At 36.9% G+C, this 21699-nt stretch carries 16 protein-coding genes; 11 read left to right on the top strand and 5 right to left on the bottom strand.

Features of this window, described 5'->3' with window-relative positions; translation table 11 throughout:
- Positions 1–22: 22 nt before the first annotated feature.
- The 6 genes from QWY87_RS07515 to ftsZ all read left to right on the top strand — a co-directional run bounded on the left by QWY87_RS07515 (position 23) and on the right by ftsZ (position 7007).
- On the top strand, positions 23–571 hold the full coding sequence (locus QWY87_RS07515) for a glutamate ligase domain-containing protein (RefSeq protein WP_290289937.1): 549 nt from the start codon (positions 23–25) through the stop codon (positions 569–571).
- Positions 572–586: 15 nt separating this feature from the next.
- Positions 587–1789: an FtsW/RodA/SpoVE family cell cycle protein gene (locus QWY87_RS07510; RefSeq protein WP_290289935.1), complete on the top strand. Its 1203-nt coding sequence runs from the start codon at positions 587–589 to the stop codon at positions 1787–1789.
- Entirely contained in the window at positions 1773–2864 is a 1092-nt protein-coding gene (gene murG / locus QWY87_RS07505; RefSeq protein WP_290289934.1) for an undecaprenyldiphospho-muramoylpentapeptide beta-N-acetylglucosaminyltransferase, read from the top strand. The genes QWY87_RS07510 and murG overlap by 17 nt, the downstream gene beginning before the upstream one ends.
- Positions 2865–2958: 94 nt before the next feature.
- Positions 2959–3687, top strand: a complete 729-nt coding sequence (locus QWY87_RS07500) for a cell division protein FtsQ (protein ID WP_290289933.1) — start codon at positions 2959–2961, stop codon at positions 3685–3687.
- Between the two features lie 5 nt (positions 3688–3692).
- Positions 3693–4991 carry a cell division protein FtsA gene (gene ftsA / locus QWY87_RS07495; protein WP_290289932.1) on the top strand — a complete coding sequence of 433 codons (1299 nt, stop codon included), beginning with the start codon at positions 3693–3695 and terminating at the stop codon, positions 4989–4991.
- A 27-nt stretch (positions 4992–5018) separates the two neighbouring features.
- Entirely contained in the window at positions 5019–7007 is a 1989-nt protein-coding gene (gene ftsZ / locus QWY87_RS07490; RefSeq protein WP_290289931.1) for a cell division protein FtsZ, read from the top strand.
- A gap of 236 nt (positions 7008–7243) precedes the next feature.
- Here the strand turns inward: ftsZ and QWY87_RS07485 are convergent, their stop codons facing one another.
- The 5 genes from QWY87_RS07485 to QWY87_RS07465 all read right to left on the bottom strand — a co-directional run bounded on the left by QWY87_RS07485 (position 7244) and on the right by QWY87_RS07465 (position 16581).
- Complete coding sequence (locus QWY87_RS07485) at positions 7244–8116, bottom strand: OmpA/MotB family protein (RefSeq protein WP_290289929.1); 873 nt, start codon at positions 8114–8116, stop codon at positions 7244–7246.
- Positions 8117–8390: 274 nt separating this feature from the next.
- Complete coding sequence (locus QWY87_RS07480) at positions 8391–9848, bottom strand: glutamate synthase subunit beta (protein WP_290289927.1); 1458 nt, start codon at positions 9846–9848, stop codon at positions 8391–8393.
- 2 nt (positions 9849–9850) lie between these two features.
- Complete coding sequence (gene gltB / locus QWY87_RS07475) at positions 9851–14362, bottom strand: glutamate synthase large subunit (protein WP_290289925.1); 4512 nt, start codon at positions 14360–14362, stop codon at positions 9851–9853.
- A gap of 165 nt (positions 14363–14527) precedes the next feature.
- Positions 14528–15436, bottom strand: a complete 909-nt coding sequence (locus QWY87_RS07470; RefSeq protein WP_290289924.1) for a TIGR01777 family oxidoreductase — start codon at positions 15434–15436, stop codon at positions 14528–14530.
- Between the two features lie 5 nt (positions 15437–15441).
- Positions 15442–16581 (bottom strand): acyl-CoA dehydrogenase, encoded by a 1140-nt coding sequence (locus tag QWY87_RS07465; RefSeq protein WP_290289922.1) that lies wholly within the window; start codon positions 16579–16581, stop codon positions 15442–15444.
- Positions 16582–16663: 82 nt separating this feature from the next.
- On the opposite strand from QWY87_RS07465, the gene QWY87_RS07460 reads away from it, so the two are divergent.
- The 5 genes from QWY87_RS07460 (at position 16664) to QWY87_RS07440 (ending at position 21696) form a co-directional block, all read left to right on the top strand.
- Positions 16664–17746: an anhydro-N-acetylmuramic acid kinase gene (locus tag QWY87_RS07460; protein ID WP_290289920.1), complete on the top strand. Its 1083-nt coding sequence runs from the start codon at positions 16664–16666 to the stop codon at positions 17744–17746.
- A 19-nt stretch (positions 17747–17765) separates the two neighbouring features.
- Positions 17766–18998 carry a Glu/Leu/Phe/Val dehydrogenase dimerization domain-containing protein gene (locus QWY87_RS07455; protein ID WP_290289919.1) on the top strand — a complete coding sequence of 411 codons (1233 nt, stop codon included), beginning with the start codon at positions 17766–17768 and terminating at the stop codon, positions 18996–18998.
- Positions 18999–19141: 143 nt separating this feature from the next.
- A complete protein-coding gene (gene nhaD / locus QWY87_RS07450; protein WP_290289917.1) occupies positions 19142–20503 on the top strand; it encodes a sodium:proton antiporter NhaD in 1362 nt (453 codons plus the stop codon).
- A gap of 82 nt (positions 20504–20585) precedes the next feature.
- A complete protein-coding gene (locus tag QWY87_RS07445; protein WP_290289916.1) occupies positions 20586–21287 on the top strand; it encodes a MotA/TolQ/ExbB proton channel family protein in 702 nt (233 codons plus the stop codon).
- 16 nt (positions 21288–21303) lie between these two features.
- Positions 21304–21696 carry an ExbD/TolR family protein gene (locus QWY87_RS07440; protein ID WP_290289915.1) on the top strand — a complete coding sequence of 131 codons (393 nt, stop codon included), beginning with the start codon at positions 21304–21306 and terminating at the stop codon, positions 21694–21696.
- The last annotated feature ends 3 nt before the right edge of the window (positions 21697–21699 follow it).

Below are 21699 nucleotides of genomic sequence, written 5' to 3'. Positions count from 1 at the left end.
TAACAATTAAATAAAAAACCACATGAGTATTTCATCATTTGCTTTACAGACCAATTTTAATGTAAAGAATGCAATGGCATCTAACACCTTGTCTGATTTGATGAGAGTCCGAAAGGAAACCATACGAAGTTGTATGTCAGACTTTGAAAATGAAGAACACAAATTAGAAAATGTGTTGACCATTAATGGCTCCCAATATGTCAATGATTCAAAAGCAGTTAATGTAAATGCTACATATTATGCATTGGATAGCATGGAGCATGCTACAATTTGGATAGTGGGAGGAGTTGATGAAGAGAATGATTATGACATATTGTTACCGCTCGTAAATGAAAAGGTAAATGCCATTATTTGCTTGGGTCATAATAATGATAAGTTGATCAATACTTTCGGTAACGTTGTTGATTTTATGATCGAAACAACCTGTGTCAGAGATGCAGTTAAGATAGCGTATAAGTTGAGTAGAGAAGGAGAAACAGTTCTTTTTTCACCGGCTGGTCAATGTGAAAGCATGACAGAAGGTTACCAGGAAAGAGGAAAAAGTTTTAAAGAAGCAGTTAGACAATTATAAACAAGTGTAAACAGCATGTTCACAAGATTTTTTGAAAATATCAGAGGAGACAAGACGATATGGGCAATCATAGCGGCTTTGGCTATATTTTCGTTTTTGCCAGTTTATAGTGCAAGCACAAACCTGGTATATGTGGCAGGAAAGGGTTCTACTCTTGGCTATTTGATGAAGCATGCAATTTTACTGTTACTTGGTTTTGCTATTGTTTATACAACGCATAGAATACCTTATAGATATTTTAGCGGCTTATCGGTTTTAATGCTACCGGTGGTCGTATTACTTTTAGTATATACTTTAACTCAGGGCACTGTTATCAATGGTGCAAATGCAAGCAGATGGATTAGTATTCCATTTATTGGTATTGGTTTTCAAACTTCAACCCTTGCAGCAGTGGTGTTAATGATATATGTAGCCCGTTACTTGGCAAGAAATAAGGAAAAGGAAATAACATTTAAAGAAAGTCTTTTGTATATGTGGATACCAGTAGGTTTTGTTTTGGCTTTGATTCTGCCGGCAAATTTCTCTACAACCGCTATCACTTTTCTAATGGTTATGTTACTAGCTTACCTGGGAGGATACCCAATCAAATATTTAGCTTCTATTTTAGGTGTTGGCTTATTGTGTTTCACCTTATTCATTTTAACCGCAAAGGCCTTTCCAGATTCTATGAAGACTAGTCGTATCGGCACATGGTCAAGCAGAATAGAAAATTTCGCATCGGGTGAGTCAGAAGATAATTATCAAGCAGAGAAAGCAAAGATTGCCATCGCATCTGGAGAAATATATGGAAAAGGACCAGGAAAAAGTGTTCAAAAGAATTTTCTTCCACAGTCTTCCTCGGATTTTATTTATGCCATAATAGGTGAAGAATTCGGTTTGATAGGTGCCATTTTAATTATTTTATTTTTCCTTGGACTACTGTTCCGAATCGTAATAATTGCAACAAAATCTGTGACCATTTTTGGCACCTTACTCTGTTTGGGGGTCGGTTTGCCAATTATTTTTCAAGCCATGATCAATATGGGCGTCGCTGTAGGTTTATTTCCGGTAACGGGCCAGCCATTGCCATTAATCAGTACTGGTGGAACGTCAATTTGGATGACTTGTTTCGCAATTGGAATTGTTTTAAGTGTAAGCGCCTCTGACAGCACAGAACCTGTTAAGCAAAAAGAAAGTATGGATAACCCTTTAGATATTTTACATGAAGCCATCGGTTAACATATTGCTCAGCGGAGGGGGAACAGGAGGACATATCTATCCTGCAATAGCTATTGCAAATGAGTTAAAAGAAAGGAATCCGGGAGCTAAATTCCTGTTTGTTGGTGCTGAAGGAAGAATGGAAATGGAAAAAGTTCCTCAATTGGGTTATGAAATTCAGGGGCTTAATATCACAGGGATACAAAGAAGTCTGACATTAAAGAATTTGAGTTTCCCATTTAAATTGATTTCCAGTTTGATAAAGGCAAACAAGATTATAAAGAAATTTAAACCCAACGTCGTCATCGGCACAGGAGGATTTGCATCTGGGCCAACATTATATATGGCGAACAGGAAGCATATCCCAAGTTTGATTCAGGAACAAAATTCTTATCCTGGAATTACAAATAAAATGTTGGGGAGTAAAGTGAAAAAAATATGTGTGGCATATGACGGTTTAGAGCGATTTTTTCCATCAGAGAAGCTCATTAAGACAGGGAATCCTGTAAGACAAGATCTGCTGAATATTGATGAAAAAAGGGAAGAAGCCATTGCATATTTTGGTCTAGATAAAAATAAGAAAACATTAATCATAATAGGGGGAAGTCTGGGTGCCAGAGCCATCAATCATGCCTTAGAGAAGCATATACAAACAATTCTGAAAAATGATATTCAGGTGATCTGGCAATCAGGCAAACTTTACTATGAAGAATATAAGAAATTCAATGATATTCCTGGGGTACAAGTGAAGGAATTCATTCAAAGAATGGATCTTTTGTACGCAGCGGCGGATGTCTTGATCAGCAGAGCAGGAGCAGGGTCAATATCTGAACTTTGCATTGTTGGGAAACCGGTGATCTTTATTCCATCCCCGAATGTTTCGGAAGACCATCAAACAAAGAATGCAAGATCAATTACGGATAAGGATGCAGCTATATTGTTAATGGAAAGTGATATAGATGACTTGCCTTTGATCATAAAAAGATTATTAAAGGATAAAAAGGAACAGATTTCTTTAAGTACAAACATTAAAAAAATGGCTTTGCCGAATGCAACGAAACAGATTGTTGATGAGGTAGAGAAAATATTAAAATAAAATTATGTGCTAAATACTTTGCTAACTATGGCAACCCTCTTAAATAGTGAGGGGATTATTTAAAGGGTTGTCATAGTTTTTTAAAAACAAAAAAATGAAAAGATATAAATCGGTCATAAAATTTACTTCACTCGCAATTGTGATTGTGTTTTTATATGGGTTTGCTGCACATAGAAACGCTTTGAAAACCAATAAAGATGTAAAAGTTATATTCGAGAATGGAGAAAATCTATTTGTTAGTTATGAAACGGTTAATAAGTTGTTAATACAAAATTTAGAGGCCTATAAAAATCAATCGAAAGAAAATATAAATTTGAATAATTTAGAAGGATTTTTGCAGCGCAACGAAATGATTGAAAACGCTGAGATTTTTCTAACTTTAAGTGGGGAATTAGGGGCAATAATTACACAAAGAACACCTGTTTTAAGAGTAGCAAATGAAACGGAAACCTATTATTACGATAAGTTAGGTACAAGAATGCCTTTATCGGATAATTATTCTGCTAGGGTTCCTATAACCGCTGATACAATTTCTGGACAAGGGAATTTTGATATTATCAAATTGTCAAATACCATAAGGAATGATGATTTCTTACAGAAACAGATAATTGGTATTAATCTAATAGAAGGTAAAACAAAAGACCAGTTTGAGTTGAAAACAAGGGTTGGTAATCAAAAAATTATATTCGGAGATTTATCCCGAATAGATGAAAAAATTGCGAAGCTAAAAGTATTTTATCAAAAAATAATGTTGGATAGTACCATAACAGACTATAAAACAATAAACTTAAAATTTTACAATCAAATAGTTTGTGAAAAATGAAACTTATGGACAATAACAATATAGCAGTGGGTTTAGATATCGGGACAACAAAGATTGTTGCGATGGTAGGAAGGCAAGATGCTTATGGCAAAATTGAGGTATTAGGTACCGGTAAAGCCAAAAGTTTAGGTGTTCATAGAGGGGTTGTCAATAATATTACCCAAACCATACAATCTATTCAGCAATCTGTTGATGAGGCTGAAAGTGCTTCCGGAGAGAAAATAGGAACGGTAGTTGTAGGTATTGCCGGGCAGCATATTAGAAGTTTACATCATAGTGATTACATCACAAGATCCAATTCTGACAAGGTAATTGATGAAAATGATATTGAAAGGTTAATCAATCAGGTATACAAACTGGTTATGTTACCAGGAGAAGAAATCATACATGTTTTACCACAGGATTTCAAAGTAGATGGTCAGGCAGAGATTAAAACTCCTATTGGAATGTACGGAGGGAGATTAGAGGCTAATTTTCATGTGGTTGTTGGTCAGGTATCCTCGATAAGAAATATAGGAAGATGCATCAAGAGTGCAGGATTAGAGTTAGGAAATATTACACTTGAACCATTAGCTTCAGCGGATGCAGTTTTGAGTCAGGAAGAAAAAGAGGCAGGTGTCGCACTTATTGATATAGGAGGTGGAACTACTGACCTTGCCATTTTTAAGGATGGAATAATTAGACATACAGCTGTAATTTCTTTTGGAGGTAATGTGATTACTGAAGATATTAAAGAAGGTTGCTCAATAATTGAAAAACAAGCTGAATTGCTCAAGACGAAATTTGGATCGGCTTGGCCAGGTGAAAATAAAGAAAATGAAATTGTTTCGATTCCTGGACTTAGAGGAAGAGAACCAAAAGAGATAACGCTTAAGAATTTATCGAAAATCATTCATGCCAGAGTTATTGAGATCGTAGAACAAGTGTTTTTAGAGATTAAGAATTACGGCCATGAAGAAAGTAAGAAAAAATTAATTGCTGGTATAGTGCTTACCGGAGGGGGTGCTCAACTGAAACATATTAAACAATTGGTGGAGTATATCACTGGGATGGATACGCGAATTGGATACCCAAATGAACATTTGGCAAGTAATTCGGATAGTGAGTTGTCAAGTCCATTATATGCCACTGTTGTAGGTCTTCTTATGAAAGGCTTGAAAGAGAATGAGAAAAGAATTAATACGACACAGGAGATAGAGGAAGAGGCCTATAAAAAAGCCCCTGATGCCACTATGGAAGAGAAGAAAACCATTTTTGAGAAATGGGGAGAGAAGTTTAGAGACTTTTTAGATAACGCTGAATAACAATACAACCCGAAAAATAAAATAGTTATGAGTTTAGAATTTAGTAATATATCTTTTGATTTACCAAAAAATCAATCCAATGTTATCAAGGTAATTGGAGTAGGTGGTGGAGGAAGTAATGCTATCAACCACATGTACAACAAAGGAATTAAAGGAGTTGACTTTGTAGTATGTAATACCGATGAACAGGCGTTGCAGAGCAGTCCTGTTCCTCATAAAATCCAATTGGGTGCGACCTTAACTGAAGGGTTAGGTGCAGGTGCAAACCCTGAAGTTGGCGAATTGTCAGCAATGGAAAGTATGGAGGATATCAAAAATATGCTGAATACTAAATCAAAGATGTTGTTCATCACCGTTGGAATGGGTGGTGGTACAGGTACTGGAGCTGCCCCGGTAATTGCTAAGATCGCACAGGAACTTGATATTCTGACAGTAGGGATCGTTACTATTCCATTTTCTTTTGAAGGAAAAATGAGAAATGAACAGGCTCAAAAAGGGATTGAAAAACTAAGAGCACATGTAGACTCTTTGGTCGTAATTAATAATAATAAATTAAGAGAAGTTTACGGTAATTTAGGGTTTAAAGCCGGTTTCTCTAAAGCTGATGAAGTATTGTCAACAGCTGCAACAGGTATCGCTGAAGTGATCACGCATCACTATACACAAAATATTGATTTACGAGATGCTAAGACGGTATTGTCGAATAGCGGAACAGCTATTATGGGGTCAGCACAATCTTCTGGATCTAACAGGGCTCAGGACGCTATCACTAAAGCGCTTGATTCTCCATTATTGAATGATAATAAGATTGAAGGGGCTAAGAATGTATTGTTACTGATTGTTTCCGGAACATCTGAAGTTACTATTGATGAAATCGGAGAAATCAATGATTATATACAGTCTGAAGCAAAAACCAATGTTGATATTATCATGGGTGTTGGTGAAGAGGATTCTCTTGGAGATGCCATCTCAGTGACTATTATCGCCACAGGGTTTAACCCGGAACAGCAAAGTGAAATATCAAAGATTGAATCAAAAAAGATAGTGCATAAGCTCTTGGAGGAAAGAGAAGCAAAGGTGGTTGCTAAACCAGAACCAATTGTTCAGGCTCCTCAGGTTACAAGACACGTTTTACACGAAGATGACTTTGTTGAAGAAGTAAAAGCACCGAAAGCTGAAGTTGTTATAGAGCCAGTAACGCCTGTTACAACTCCTGAAATAGTGAATCAGCAAGTAACCTATGAGGAAGTTAATCCGGTAGCAGTTGAAAAGCAAGAGATAAATGATATTCCTGTAAGTTTCGAACACGTTCAATCTCCAGTTGAGCAAGATTTTGAAATTACAAATATCACTCCGACAGAAGCGCCTGCAGAGACTGTAAGCGACGATAGTGAAGATCAATTTTCATTCACATTTGATTTACCTATTCAAAATGTGAAAAAGGAAGAAGTAAAAGAAATACATACTTTAGAGAATTTCAACATCAATGATATTGAAATTGTTGGATTAGAAGTTATTAAGCCAGAGCCAGTTGAGCCTGCTATTGTGGTTCCTGAAATAAGTGACGACAAGATTCGCCATACACTCGAAGATGAATTTTCAGCTGAGATAAAAGCGCTTAAAAATATGTCAGAAGCTGAAAAGGTTGAAGATGAAGGAATGAATTTCGAATTGAAAGTAGCGAAGAGTGACGTTGTTGAGAATGATGTAGTGGAAGCTCTTGAGGATAAGGATGTCTCTCCAATGAACTTGACAATTGCTGAATTACGCAATAGAGCAGAGATTAGAAGAATGAAAATGAAAGATTTCAATTATAAGTTCATTAACAATATGAACCAGCATATAGATGAAATCGAAAGCGAGCCAGCTTATAAAAGAATGGGCGTTAATTTGGATGAGGTACCTTTTTCATCTGAAGCAGATAAGAATCAATCAAGAATGACCTTAGGAACGGATGATAATGATGATATCCAACTTAGGTCGAACAATTCTTTTTTACACGATAATGTTGATTAGTTTTAGTTTTAGTTAGTGGGAAAGTCCGGAGTGAAACAATGTTTTACTCCGGATTTTTATTTTCTCATCACCTCAGAACCCATCACCTCAGAACCCATCACCTCGGAGCTGATCACCTCGGAGTTGATCACCTCGGAGTTGATCACCTCACCTCCGAGGTGATGGATTTCCTTCCTGTCAGAGCAAAAAAAAAGCAGCCCTAAGGCTGCCTTCTTTTCGATTTTAAATCAATTCAACTAGTCTAAGCTTACTACTTCTTCTTCAACCATAAGGGCAAAGAATTTGTTAAGGTTAGGCATGATGATGATGTTTGTACGTCTGTTTCTAGCTCTGTTCTTGTAAGAAGAGTTGTCAGTTAACGGTACATATGAACTTCTTCCAGAAGGGATTAATCTTGCAGGATCAACTTTGTATTTGTTTTGAAGAACTCTTACAATAGCAGTAGATCTTTTTACACTTAAATCCCAGTTATCAACGATAGTTTCTGTATGTATACCCTTTGAATCCGTATGACCTTCAATCATTACATCAATACTTGGTTCAGCTTGAATAACATCAGCTAACTTAGATAATAATGAATGTGCTTTTGAACTTACGGTATAACTTCCAGATCTGAATAATAAACTATCCGCAACTGAAATCATTACAACTGTTTGGTCAATTTTCACATCAATGTCACCATCATTTTCAATGTTGTTTTCATTGATAGATTGCTCCAAATTATAGGCAATAGCGATATTCATAGAATCCTTAAGCGTTTTAGCTCCTTCTAAAGATTCAGTAGGTAATTTTGCCAAAGTTTCTTGAAGTTTAGCCTTCATGTTTTCAGACATAGGAGCTGAACCGTCAGCTAATAAATCTATTTTTTGGTTGTTACTTGCAGTTAAATCAGCATTGTCTGATTGCAAAGAATTTACTTGAGCGTTATATATTTCAACTCTCTTTTCAATTTTTGCCATTTTTGCTTCTAATTCTTCTTTCTCAATTGTAGTCTTCTGCAATTCTCCCCTTGTCTCTGTCAAGTCTCCCTCTAATTCCACGTATTTCTTTTTAGATACACATGACACAATTAAGGTAGTCATTACAATTAGTGCTAGAATTTTTTTCATCATAATTTAAATTTAGGTTACTTTAGTTTTAGTTTTTTTTTGAACAAAAATGTTGATTAGTTCCTGTCCATTATATTTTAATACGCAGCAAAAGTAACTGTGAATTCTGAAGAGAATCTTAATATTCTGTCCTTGTTGATAAAAACTTCTTCAATTCTTTAATTTAATTTTGATAAACCTATATGTTTCTGGCATAGGGAGATAGGAAAGTTAATAAAAAACGGACATGACTTGAAGTCATGTCCGTTTATTATGTAGATGGTGTTTCTGTTTTTTAAACTCCAGGTAGATCTCCTTGTCCTTTTATTGGAAGGTTGCTCGATCCCATAAGAAAGATATCAGCTTCACGAGCGGCTTCTCTTCCTTCATTAATGGCCCATACTATTAAGGATTGACCTCTTCTCATATCGCCAGCAGTAAATATATTTGGAACATTAGTTTGGTAATTACTGGCTTTGTAATTCGTTCTAGCGTCTAATTCTAATCCTAATTGACTGCTTAAAGTATTTTCAGGGCCAGTGAAACCGAGTGCTAATAAAACCAGGTCACAAGGCCAGGTTTTTTCAGTTCCAGGTTTTTCTATTAATTCAGGTCTTTTGCCCGGAGTTAATTTCCATTTTACTTCGACCGTTTTTAAAGCTATCAATTCATTCTTGTCATTCGTTACAAATTCTTTTGTATTGATCAACCAATTTCTGTCACAACCTTCTTCATGCGATGAAGAAGTCTTCAATTGCAAAGGCCAGAATGGCCATGGTGTAGTCTCGCTTCTTCCTATAGGTGGTTTTGGCATGATCTCAAAATTAGTCACAGATGTTGCACCTTGACGGTTAGAAGTTCCGACACAATCTGACCCTGTGTCTCCACCACCAATAACAATAACATCTTTTCCTTTGGCAGAGATCATTTCCCCCTCAAACTTACTTCCGAAAAGCGTTTTGGTTTGTTGAGTTAAAAAATCCATGGCCTGTTCAACACCTTTTGCATCTATACCTTTAGTAGGAAGAGATCTGGCTTTTGTGGCACCGCCACAAAGTACCATTGCATCAAAATCTTCCAGTTTTTCAACCGCGTAATTTTCACCAATATGTGTATTGGTTTGGAAAGAAATTCCTTCTTCTTCCAATATGGCGATTCGACGGTCAATGATTCCTTTTTCCATTTTAAAATTAGGGATACCATATCTTAAAAGGCCTCCAATCTCATCGTCTCTTTCAAATACGGTCACCAGGTGGCCAGCTCTGTTTAATTGTTGTGCAGCAGCCAGACCTGCAGGTCCTGAGCCAACTACGGCTACAGTCTTGCCAGTTCTCTCTTTTGGAGGATGGGCAATAATCCATCCTTCTTCAAAACCTTTTTCAACAATGTTTTTTTCAATGTTTTCAATTGAAACTGGATCTTCGATTAATCCAAGAACGCAAGCCTTTTCACAAGGAGCAGGGCATAGCCTACCTGTGAATTCAGGAAAATTATTAGTAGAATGCAAAATCTCTAATGCTTTTTTCCATTCTCCTTTATATATCAAATCATTGAAATCAGGAATCAAATTTCCAAGTGGGCATCCACTATGGCAAAAAGGTATGCCACAATCCATGCATCTTGATCCTTGTTTTTTAAGCTCTTCCTCAGGAAGTGGAATAGTAAATTCTTTATAATTACTTAGTCTTTCCTTTACAGCTTTATTTTTCTCATCGGTTCTTTCAAACTCAATAAATCCCGTGTTCTTTCCCATAATTAAACTGTTTGTTTTTCTTTTGATTCTTCAGCTAATCTTTCAAGTGCTTTTTTATAATCTGTAGGTATAACCTTTATGAAATGCTTCAATTGACTATCCCAGTTCTCTAGAATCATTAATGCCTTTGTACTTTCAGTGGCATGATAATGATTCTGTATGAGTTCAAATAATTCTTGTAAATCAGAAACAGAAGGCTTTTCAAGCTCCACCATTTCCATATTACAGAGGCCGTTTTCAAATTTCTTATCCGGGTTATAAACGTAGGCAATACCCCCGCTCATACCTGCCGCAAAGTTCCTTCCTGTTTTACCAAGAACAACAACCTTCCCACCAGTCATGTATTCACATCCGTGGTCTCCGACACCTTCTACTACTGCAGTGATTCCTGAGTTTCTTACACAAAATCTTTCTCCGGCTACACCGTTGATATAGGCTTCCCCTTTCGTGGCACCGTAAAAACAAACGTTCCCAATGATGATATTCTCATCCGCAATAAAAGTTGCTTTTTCAGGTTTCTTAACGATAATTTTAGCTCCGGAAAGGCCTTTGCCTAAATAATCATTTGTGTTTCCGTCTACATTTAAAGTGAGTCCTTTGGTTGCAAATGCCCCAAAACTCTGACCGGCTGATCCGGTGAAATTAATTTGCAGGGTATTACTAGGTAGTCCATTTGCCCCATAAATCTTAGAAATTTCGTTGCTGATAATGGCACCAACTGATCTATCTGTATTCGCAATAGGATAGTTTAACTGCATTTTCTCTTTACGATAAATCGCTGGATGCGCATCTTGAATGATACGGAAATCAATTGCATTTTCGATTTCATGATGTTGCTTTTCAGTGTTTCTGATCACTTTATCATGATAATCTGAAGGCTGGTATAAAATCCCGGAAAGGTCTAGTCCCTGCGCCTTATATTGATCTACAGCAGACTTGGCATTGATCTTTTGAGATTGACCAATCATTTCCTCAATCGTTCTAAATCCTAAAGAAGCCATGATCAATCGAAGTTCTTCAGCTACAAAATACATGAAGTTAATCACGTGTTCTGGTGTTCCTGTAAAATTCTTTCTCAATTCAGGATCCTGTGTTGCAATTCCTACCGGGCAAGTATTCAAATGACATTTTCTCATCATGATACAACCAGAGGCAACAAGTGGTGCCGTTGCAAAACCGAATTCTTCGGCCCCAAGCAAACAGGCAATTGCTACGTCACGACCAGTTTTTAACTGACCATCACATTCCAATACCACCCGACTCCTTAAATTATTTAATACCAAAGTTTGTTGCGCTTCAGCTATTCCAAGCTCCCAAGGAAGACCCGCATGTTTTAAAGAGGTCAAGGGAGAAGCTCCGGTTCCTCCATCGAAACCAGAAACTAGAATTACATCTGCTTTGGCTTTTGCAACCCCTGCAGCGATCGTTCCAACTCCTACTTCTGAAACTAGTTTCACATTAATACGCGCTTCTCTATTTGCATTCTTAAGATCAAAAATCAATTGCGAAAGATCTTCAATAGAATAAATGTCATGGTGCGGTGGTGGCGAAATTAGCCCAACATAAGGTGTAGAGTTTCTAACTTCTGCGATCCAAGGAAATACTTTTTCTCCTGGTAATTGTCCGCCTTCACCTGGTTTGGCTCCTTGAGCCATTTTGATTTGTATCTCTTTAGCGTTTGTTAAGTAGTTACTCGAAACTCCGAATCTACCTGAAGCTACTTGTTTGATAGCACTATTTCTACTATCGCCATTTAAATCTTTTCTAAATCTATTCAGGTCTTCTCCGCCTTCTCCTGAATTACTTTTACCACCAATACGGTTCATGGCAATTGCAAGATTCTCGTGTGCTTCTTTACTAATTGAACCATATGACATGGCACCAGTTTTAAAGCGCTTCACAATCTCAGTCCAAGGTTCCACTTCTTCAACAGGGATGGGGTCCAGATTTTGAAATTCAAACAGACCTCTGAGCGTCATCAGACTTTCACTTTGTTCATTGATCATTTTTGAATAATCGGCATAGCTCTCTGTATTGTTGGTTCTAACCGCTTGTTGTAATTTAGATACTGTGGTTGGGTTAAACATGTGTTTTTCACCATTTCTTCTCCAACGGTAATCTCCACCAATATCCAGTTTAAGATTTTGATCTATTTTGTTATTGAAAAAAGCATTCTTATGTCTTTTGGAAATTTCTCTTTCAATTTCATATAATCCAATTCCTTCTATCCTGGATGGTGTATTTGGAAAATATTTGTCTGTAAATTTAGTATTCAATCCAAGAATTTCGAAAATTTGAGATGCTCTATAAGAATGTAGGGTTGAAATTCCAATCTTATTCATGATTTTTAGAATTCCTTTACCGATCGCCTTGTTAAAATTTTGAACGGCTTCTTCAGCATCGATACCGGCAATGATTCCTGAATTAACTTTTTCTCGTATAATTTCATTTACCATATACGGATTGATAGCACTGGCACCATATCCAAATAGTGTGGCAAAATGGTGAGGTTCTCTAGGTTCGGCTGACTCTATTATGATTCCGAATTTAGATCTCTTTTTAGCATTATTCAACGAATGATGTAAGAATGAACAAGCTAAAAGTGCAGGAATAGGTCCGTTGACTTTATCTGCTCCACGATCTGAAAGGATGACAATATTATAACCATCATCTACAGCTAATGTCGCTTTTGAAACAATTTGTTCAAGGGCCTTTTCTAATGAATTTAGCCCCCTTTTGATATCATAAAGCATCGGTATTTCGATAGACTTATAATCAGGATGGTCGATGTTCTTTATCTTATCAAGATCGTCATTTGAGATGACCGGATTTTGAATTTTTAGTTTTTTACAATGATCTGAGCTGGTTTCAAAGATATTTCTGTCTTCACCAACAGCAAGACTTATGTCAGTAATGATCTCTTCTCTTATCCCGTCTAATGGCGGGTTGGTTACTTGCGCAAACAATTGTTTGAAATAATTATATAGTAATTGATGCCTGTCTGACAAAATAGCAAGTGGCGTGTCAGTTCCCATAGATCCTATAGTCTCCTTACCCGTTTTACACATAGGGGTAATAACGGTATCGATATCTTCCATGGTATAACCAAACATTCTTTGTCTGGTTCTATAAGGTGTAAGCTCTATTGGGCATTTGTTTCCGGTATAAGGTACATCAGCCAATGGCAATAGATTTTCGTTTAACCATTTTCTGTAAGGATGCTTCTTAGTCACATTATTTTTGACCTCTTCATCCTCGATGATCTTTCCGGCATTCATGTCGACTAAAAACATTTTTCCTGGCTCAAGTCTACCATGTCTAACGACATCTTCTGGCTTGATATCTAATACCCCAATTTCTGAAGACATAATTACATATCCTCCTTTGGTAACGGTAAAACGAGATGGTCTTAGGCCATTACGATCTAACAGCGCACCGATATAGTTACCGTCTGTGAAAGGAACTGATGCAGGTCCGTCCCAAGGCTCCATGATACATGAGTTGTATTCATAAAAGGCCTTTTTCTGATCAGGCATATTATCATCTTTCTCCCAGGCTTCAGGCACCATCATCATCATTACTTCTGGTAATGAACGTCCGGTCATAAGCAATAATTCAACCCCCATATCCATAGAAGCAGAATCGGATTTCTTTTCAAGTATGATTGGGTAAAGTTTCTTTAAGTCATCGCCAAAAAGGTCACTTTTCATCAATTCTTCTCTAGCCTTCATACGGCTAACATTTCCTCTCAGTGTATTGATTTCTCCATTGTGACACATAAACCTAAATGGCTGTGCAAGGTCCCAGGAAGGCGCGGTATTAGTGGAAAATCTTTGATGTACAAGTGCTAATCTTGTCACCACATCCGGATCAGATAGGTCAGTATAATAATTTCTGATATCTTCAGGAATTAATAATCCTTTATAAATTAATGTAGTAGTTGAGAAACTAGGAATGTAAAACTGCTTGGCATGTTTTAATTTAGAACCGTTAATTTTGTGTTCTGCAATCTTTCTGGCTGCATATACCTTGGCATTAAAGGCCAAAGTTGATAAATCCTGTCCGTTTTTACCTACGAATATTTGGTTAATCATAGGTTCAGTTGACTCAGCAATTTCACCTAAATGATTTGGATTTACAGGAACTTCTCTCCATCCTAATAACTCCAAGCCCTGATTTTTCACCTCAGTTTCCAACGCATCAAAACAATACCTGTATTGGTTGACTCCTTTTGGTAAGAAGATCATTCCAACCGCATATTCCCCTTGTTCTGGTAAGTCGAAATCACAAACTTTTTCAAAAAATTTATGTGGGATATCAATTAATATACCTGCTCCATCACCAGTTTTACCATCGGCGCTAACCGCTCCTCTATGTTCTAGTTTGATAAGTATCTCCAAGGCATCATGGATGATGCTATTGGTTTTCTCTCCATTAAGACTGCAAATAAAACCAGCTCCACAATTATCATGTTCAAATTCTGGTAAATAGACACCCTGCTTTTCGTACGCCATAATTATTTAATTTTCACAAAAATAGCGAAATCTCTAGTAAATAATCAAGGAAAAGTAGAAAACCAAAGAAGAAATGTAATATCGTAATTTTAGCCTCGTAAAAAGTGTGGATATGTTAATTTCGTCTTTAATTTTTGACAATATGTAAAGAATCAATAGTTCATTTTACCCCAATAGATCATGCAAAGCGGATTTCAGTTTTGGGAATTTGAAGTCAAAACCTGTCTGCATTATCTTCTCAGATGAAACCTTGCTGCCTTCAGTAAGCAGAATTGAGCGTTCACCAAGAATAATTTTCAATACAAATTCAGGAACATTTGGCAACCACATATTTTTATTTAGAATTTTGGCAATTGTTTTTGAAAATTCTAGATTATCAACCGGCTCCGGGGCACAACAGTTATAGGCGCCTTTCATGGAAAGTGAGTTGATGGAATGTAGTATAATTTCCTTAAGATCAGTTACATGAATCCATGGAATGAATTGCTTGCCACTGCCTAAAGCTGAACCAACATGATATTGAAAGGGCTGGATCATTTTTTCAAGAGCTCCTCCCTTTTTCATTAAGACAATGCCTATTCTCAGGTTCACGGTTCTCATGTTTAAAGCACCAAACCTATTTACGCCTTCTTCCCATTGTTTGCATACCGAAGCTACAAAATCATTTCCAGGAGCGTCTTCCTCTTTAAAGGTTTTCTCCGAAGTGATTTGTCCGTAATAACCCACTGCAGATGCTGAAATAATGCCTTTGACCTGATGATCATGAGAGGCAAGAAAATTATAAAGCAGGTTTGTCGTTTTGACCCTGCTATCCAGTATTTCTTTTTTTCGTTTTGGAGTCCATGCCGCATCTGCGATTCCTGCGCCCGCCAAATGAATGATATAATCGCATTTTTCAAAAGCTGCAGCCTCTATAAAATTCTCCTTAAGATTCCAAATGAAGGTTTTGTATTTAGAATTTTCTCGTTTTGTCCTGCTTAGGATTGTAACTTCCAATCCTTGTTCCGAAAGATGCTCGCAAAGTAAGCTTCCTATTGAGCCGGTTCCACCTGTGACTAAAACAGTAGTTGCCATGAAAATTATTTAAGTATTGACCTGGAAATCACTATTTTTTGTATTTCTGAAGTGCCTTCATAAATTTGCGTAATCTTGGCATCTCTCATCAATCGCTCAACGTGATATTCCTTAACAAAACCATATCCGCCATGTATTTGAACTGCTTCAACCGTGTTTCTCATAGCCATATCTGCAGCATATAATTTCGCCATTGCTCCAGAAATATCATAATTTCTTTTTTCATCTTTATCACAGGCCGCTTTTAAACAAAGTAATCTTGCAACTTCTATTTCAGTGGCCATATCGGCAAGTTTAAATGCAATTGCCTGATGTTTGCTGATTTCCTTTCCAAAAGCCTTTCTTTCCTTTGAATACTGAAGGGCTAATTCATATGCACCGGCTGCTATTCCTAAAGCCTGTGAGGCAATTCCGATTCTCCCACCTGCCAATGTTTTCATGGCAAAAGTAAAACCAAATCCATCTTCTCCTATTCGATTTTCCTTAGGAACCCTTACGTCATTGAACATTAAGGAATGCGTGTCAGAGCCTCTTATACCAAGTTTATTTTCTTTGGTCCCTACAACAAAGCCTTCCATATCTTTTTCGATGATAAGGGCGTTGATTCCTTTATGTCCTTTTTCAACATCGGTTTGACAAATAACCAGATAAACACTTGCTGTACTTCCGTTTGTAATCCAGTTTTTGGTTCCATTTACCAGATAGTGATCTCCTTTGTCAATAGCTGTAGTTCTTTGAGAAGTAGCGTCACTACCCGCCTCAGGTTCACTCAGACAAAAGGCGCCAATAATCTCACCTGTAGCAAGACGGGTTAAATATTTTTGCTTTTGCTCTTCAGTACCATAGGTTTGCAGACCCCAGCAAACAAGAGAATTGTTTACAGACATGACTACCGAAGCAGAAGCATCTATCTTCGAAATTTCTTCCATGGCAAGCACGTAAGAAACTGTGTCCATTCCGCCACCACCATACTCAGGGTCGGTCATCATACCAAGAAAACCAAGTTCCCCCATTTTCTTAATTTGCTCATGAGGAAATTGCTGTTTTTCATCTCTTTCGATGACACCAGGTAATAATTCAGTTCTGGCAAAATCACGAGCCGCATCGCGTATCATGATTTGTTCTTCTGTTAGGTTAAAATCCATGAATTAAAAGAGTTGATTAAATACAAATTGAATTGCTCAAAGATAGTCAAATTCTCAAAATGTATTTGTAATTTTACGAAATATGGCGAATAAAAAATGGTATGTTATCGGATTGATGAGTGGAACTTCACTTGACGGCTTAGATTTAGCATATGTTAAAATTGAGCTCAATATGGGTTATCATTTTGAAATATTAGAAACAGAATCGATTAATTATTCCGATATATGGAAAAAAAGGCTGAGCGAAGCATTTGATTATTCTGCTGAAAAATTGAGTTTTCTCGACGCTGATTTTGGTAAATTCTTGGGTCGTGAGGTTTTGAATTTCATTGAGAAGAATGACTTGGAAAAGATAGATTTTATTGCCTCACATGGTCACACTATTTTCCATAACCCTGCTGAAGGTTATACTCTCCAAATTGGAAATGGAGCGCATCTGGCAGCCATGGCAAACCAAAAAGTTATATGCGATTTCAGGACGCAGGATGTAGCCTTGGGCGGGCAAGGAGCTCCCTTGGTTCCGATTGGAGATCATTTGTTATTTTCTGATTATGATTTTTGTTTGAATCTTGGTGGCTTTGCGAACATTTCTTATGAAAAGGGTTTGTCGAGGATCGCTTATGATATTTGTCCTGCTAATATTATTTTGAACCATTTTACTAGAACCGTTGATCTCGAATTTGATGATAAAGGCCAACTCGCTGCAAAAGGATCAGTCGATTCAGCACTCTATAATGAATTGAATAACTTGGGTTTTTATAAAGCATCGCAGCCTAAATCATTGGGATATGAATTCATTGTTGAATCAGTGCTCCCAATCATTAAAAGCTATGATCTTTCTCTGGAAGATATATTGGCAACTTGCATCGAACATAGCGCGTATCAGATTTCTATCGAGGTCAATAAAACCATTGACCAGATTGAAAAAGACAGATTAAGGATGTTGGTTACAGGAGGCGGAGCGTTTAACGATTATTTAATCAGTCGTATAGCAGCTATGAGCAAAGTAGAGATCGTTATCCCTTCAAGGGAAATTATAGAATACAAGGAAGCATTAATTTTTGCCTTTTTAGGAGTGCTTAAGAATGAAGAAGAAATCAATTGTTTGAAAAGCGTCACAGGCGCGAGAATGGATCACAGCAGTGGCGTGATCTATAATTTTTAAATTTTAATAGCCTAGAATCATGAAAGAACTTTTAAAAAAATATGAGAATAAGCCACCTGAAATTGTATTTCACTGGAGAGATCGTGAGACAGAAGCTGAAGGTTGGACTGTTATTAATTCTCTTAGAGGTGGCGCAGCTGGTGGCGGAACCAGAATGCGTAAAGGTTTAGATATGAATGAGGTTTTGTCTTTAGCTAAAACTATGGAGGTGAAATTTACGGTTTCAGGACCCAATATAGGAGGTGCTAAATCAGGTATTAATTTTGACCCTAATGATCCACGAAAACGAGGAGTTCTTGAAAGATGGTACAAAGCGGTCACGCCATTGCTGAAGCATTACTATGGAACTGGTGGCGATCTTAATGTTGATGAGATTCACGACGTGATTCCCCTAACAGAGAATTCAGGCGTTTGGCACCCTCAAGAAGGTGTGTTTAACGGGCATTTCAAACCGACAGAGGCTGAAAAAATCAATAGAATTGGTCAATTAAGGCATGGGGTAATTAAAGTAATTGAAGACCAGCATTATTCTCCGGATCTATCGAAAAAATATACGATTGCTGATATGCTTACCGGTTTTGGTGTGGCCAAGGCAGTGAAACATTATTATGATATCTATGGTGGAGACATTAAAGGAAAAAGAGCCATAGTTCAAGGTTTTGGAAATGTGGGATCTGCTGCTGCATATTACCTAACCCAAGAAGGCGCAAATGTTGTAGGGATAATTGACCGGGTAGGAGGCGTAATTAACGAGAAAGGCTTTGACATGGAGGAAATAAGGACCATGTTTTTAAACAAACGTGGTAATATGCTGGTTGCCGAAAAGATGATGTCTTTTGATGAAATTAATGAGAAAATTTGGTCAGTTCCGGCAGAAATATTTATTCCGGCTGCGGCTTCAAGATTGGTTACTAAAAATCAGGTTGAGCAAATGATTGGTGCAGGTCTTGAGGTTATTTCGCCAGGCGCCAATGTGCCTTTTGCAGATCAAGAGATCTTTTTTGGATCTATCATGGAGTTCACTGACCAACAGGTTAGTTTGTTGCCAGATTTTATTTCGAATTGTGGCATCGCCAGATTGTTTGCTTATTTAATGGAATCTCAGATTGACCTGCCAATGAGTGATCATTCAATCTTTGAAGATACTTCAAATACAATCAGACTGGCTCTTGAAAGAACACATCGATTACATCCGTATAATACGAATATTTGTAAAACAGCATTTGAAATTGCCTTGCAGCAATTAATATAGTTGACTAAAGCTTGAAATTTCTATTGGATTTAAAAGCTAGTCTTTCATTTGCTAAGTTTTGAAGGCTTGTTGAGAATTTTTCTTGAATTTTAAGTCATTTTGAATATGAAAAAATATTATATTTAGCACTTAAAATTATTTAAATGGAATCACTGGTCATTATCGTTTTCGTATTAGGATATCTCGCAATTACTTTAGAGCACAATTTAAAAATAGATAAACTGATACCTGCGCTTGGGATGATGGCGATAAGTTGGGCGTTGATTTCATTAGGTCATTTGGATGTTTTTGAAGTGAATACGGAAATGCTCAGATTGGAGCCTACCCATTTAGATGAAATTCTTTTACATCATTTAGGAAAGACTTCTGAAATACTAATTTTCCTTATTGGGGCGATGACTATCGTTGAAATAATAGATTATTTCAATGGCTTTTCAGCGATTAAAGATTTCGTAAGAACAAATTCCAAAGTGAGATTGCTTTGGATTTTTTCAATTTTGGCTTTTATATTATCTGCGATCATTGACAATTTAACAGCAACCATCGTATTGATCACGATCTTAAGAAAGATCATTCAGAAAAAAGAAGATAGATTATGGTTTGCGGGTTTAATTATTATTGCAGCCAATGCAGGAGGAGCCTGGTCACCTATTGGTGATGTAACAACAACCATGTTATGGATTGGTAAGAAAGTGACCACCGTTAATTTGATCAAATATTTATTCATTCCTTCACTCCTTTGTATGGTGGTACCAGCGCTGATAGCGTCTAGATTACCTGCGTTTAAAGGAAATATCGAACCTATTGAAGGGGCTGAGGATGAAAAAGTTGATCAGTATAGTAAGATCATGCTTTATCTTGGTTTGAGTGCCATTGTTTTTGTGCCCATTTTTAAAACTGTTACACACTTACCACCTTATGTAGGTATGATGTTGTCGCTTGCAGTGGTAGCCATCTTTGCGGAAATTTATTCAAATGCGAGAATATCTTTTACAAGCGTTGATGTGGATTCAGAAGCTGCTGGGCATTACAGTCCGGTTCATAAGGCATTGTCAGGTATTGAACTTCCGAGTATACTTTTTTTCCTTGGAATTTTGATGGCAGTAGCAGCACTGGAATCACTAGGAATATTATTTAATTTTGCAAATGAAATGAATGCAGCAGTGCCCATGCTAGGTACCGAACCAGCAATTGATGGGTATAATGTATCTGATACTGTAGTCATGTTGATGGGTGTAGCTTCTGCTGTTATTGATAATGTACCATTAGTTGCTGCAAGTATAGGAATGTTCTCTGATCCTGTAGATAGTCCTCTTTGGCATTTTATAGCTTTTGCAGCAGGTACAGGTGGTAGTATGCTGATAATTGGATCAGCGGCAGGAGTTGTTGCGATGGGAATGGAAAAAATTAATTTTTTCTGGTATTTAAAGAAAATATCTTGGCTTGCATTAATAGGGTTTTTGGTGGGTTCAGCAGCTTTTATCCTACTTAGATCTTTTATTTAAAATTTTAAGGAAACTTTCACATTTCTTGTACAATTTACGTACGATTGTATCGTTACGATTTAACACTCATTAATTCAGGAATATGTCATTATTTTTACTTCAGGATCCCGAAACAACGCCTGAAAACCTTGAAGAAGTTGTCTCCGAAGAAAAGACTTTATCAATTTTTAATCTGATCATGGAAGGTGGTCTTGGAGGGCAGATAATTATTGCCCTTCTCTTTGCATTATTATTGATTGGCTTGTATATTTATTTCGAAAGATTTTTAGCTATAAAAGCGGCTACGAAGATCGATAAGAATTATATGAATCAGATTAGAGATAATATTCAGAGTGGGAATATTGAGGCTGCTAAAATTTTAAGTCAGAATAACAAATCGCCGGTTGCCCGTTTGATTGAAAAGGGAATTTCTAGAATAGGAAAGCCTCTAGATGATATCAATACTGCAATTGAAAATGCGGGTAAGCTAGAGATTTATAAGCTGGAACGAAATGTAAGTGTGCTAGCCACCATTGCAGGTGCAGCTCCTATGATTGGTTTTCTCGGAACTGTGATTGGAATGATTATCGCCATTCACGAGATTGCAAATTCTGGCGGACAGATAGATATAAAAATGCTTAGTGATGGTTTATATACGGCCATGACCACTACGGTAGCAGGGCTAATTGTAGGTATCATCACCTATATTGCTTATAACCATTTGATTGTTAGAACAAACAAAGTGGTATATCAGATGGAAGCGAATTCTCTTGAATTCTTAGATCTTTTGAACGAACCAGTATAACCACATACTTTACCAGATGAACTTAAGAGGAAGAAATAAAATAAATCCAAATTTCAATATGTCGTCGATGACGGATATTGTCTTTTTGCTATTGATATTTTTTATGTTGACCTCAACTTTGGTTACGGTAAATGCATTGGATATCATTTTACCCAAGGCACAGGGAAAAACCGAGAATAACAAATCAACTGCGGTGAGCATAACAAAAAAGCTCGATTTTTATGTAGATAAGAAGAAGGTAAAAGAGGCCGAAGTAGAACAATATTTACTAGACAGGCTTAAAGAGAGTGATCAACCTACTATTGTTTTAAGGGCTGAAGAAGGCGTGCCAATTGAAAAGGCAGTAAAAGTATTAGATATAGCTAATCGTAACAAGATCAAAGTAGTCCTCGCCGTAAGGCCCAAATAGACC

This window comes from Lutimonas halocynthiae, from assembly GCF_030409835.1.
Taxonomy (GTDB): Bacteria; Bacteroidota; Bacteroidia; order Flavobacteriales; family Flavobacteriaceae; genus Lutimonas; species Lutimonas halocynthiae.
This window is presented reverse-complemented; position numbering and strand designations above follow the sequence as displayed.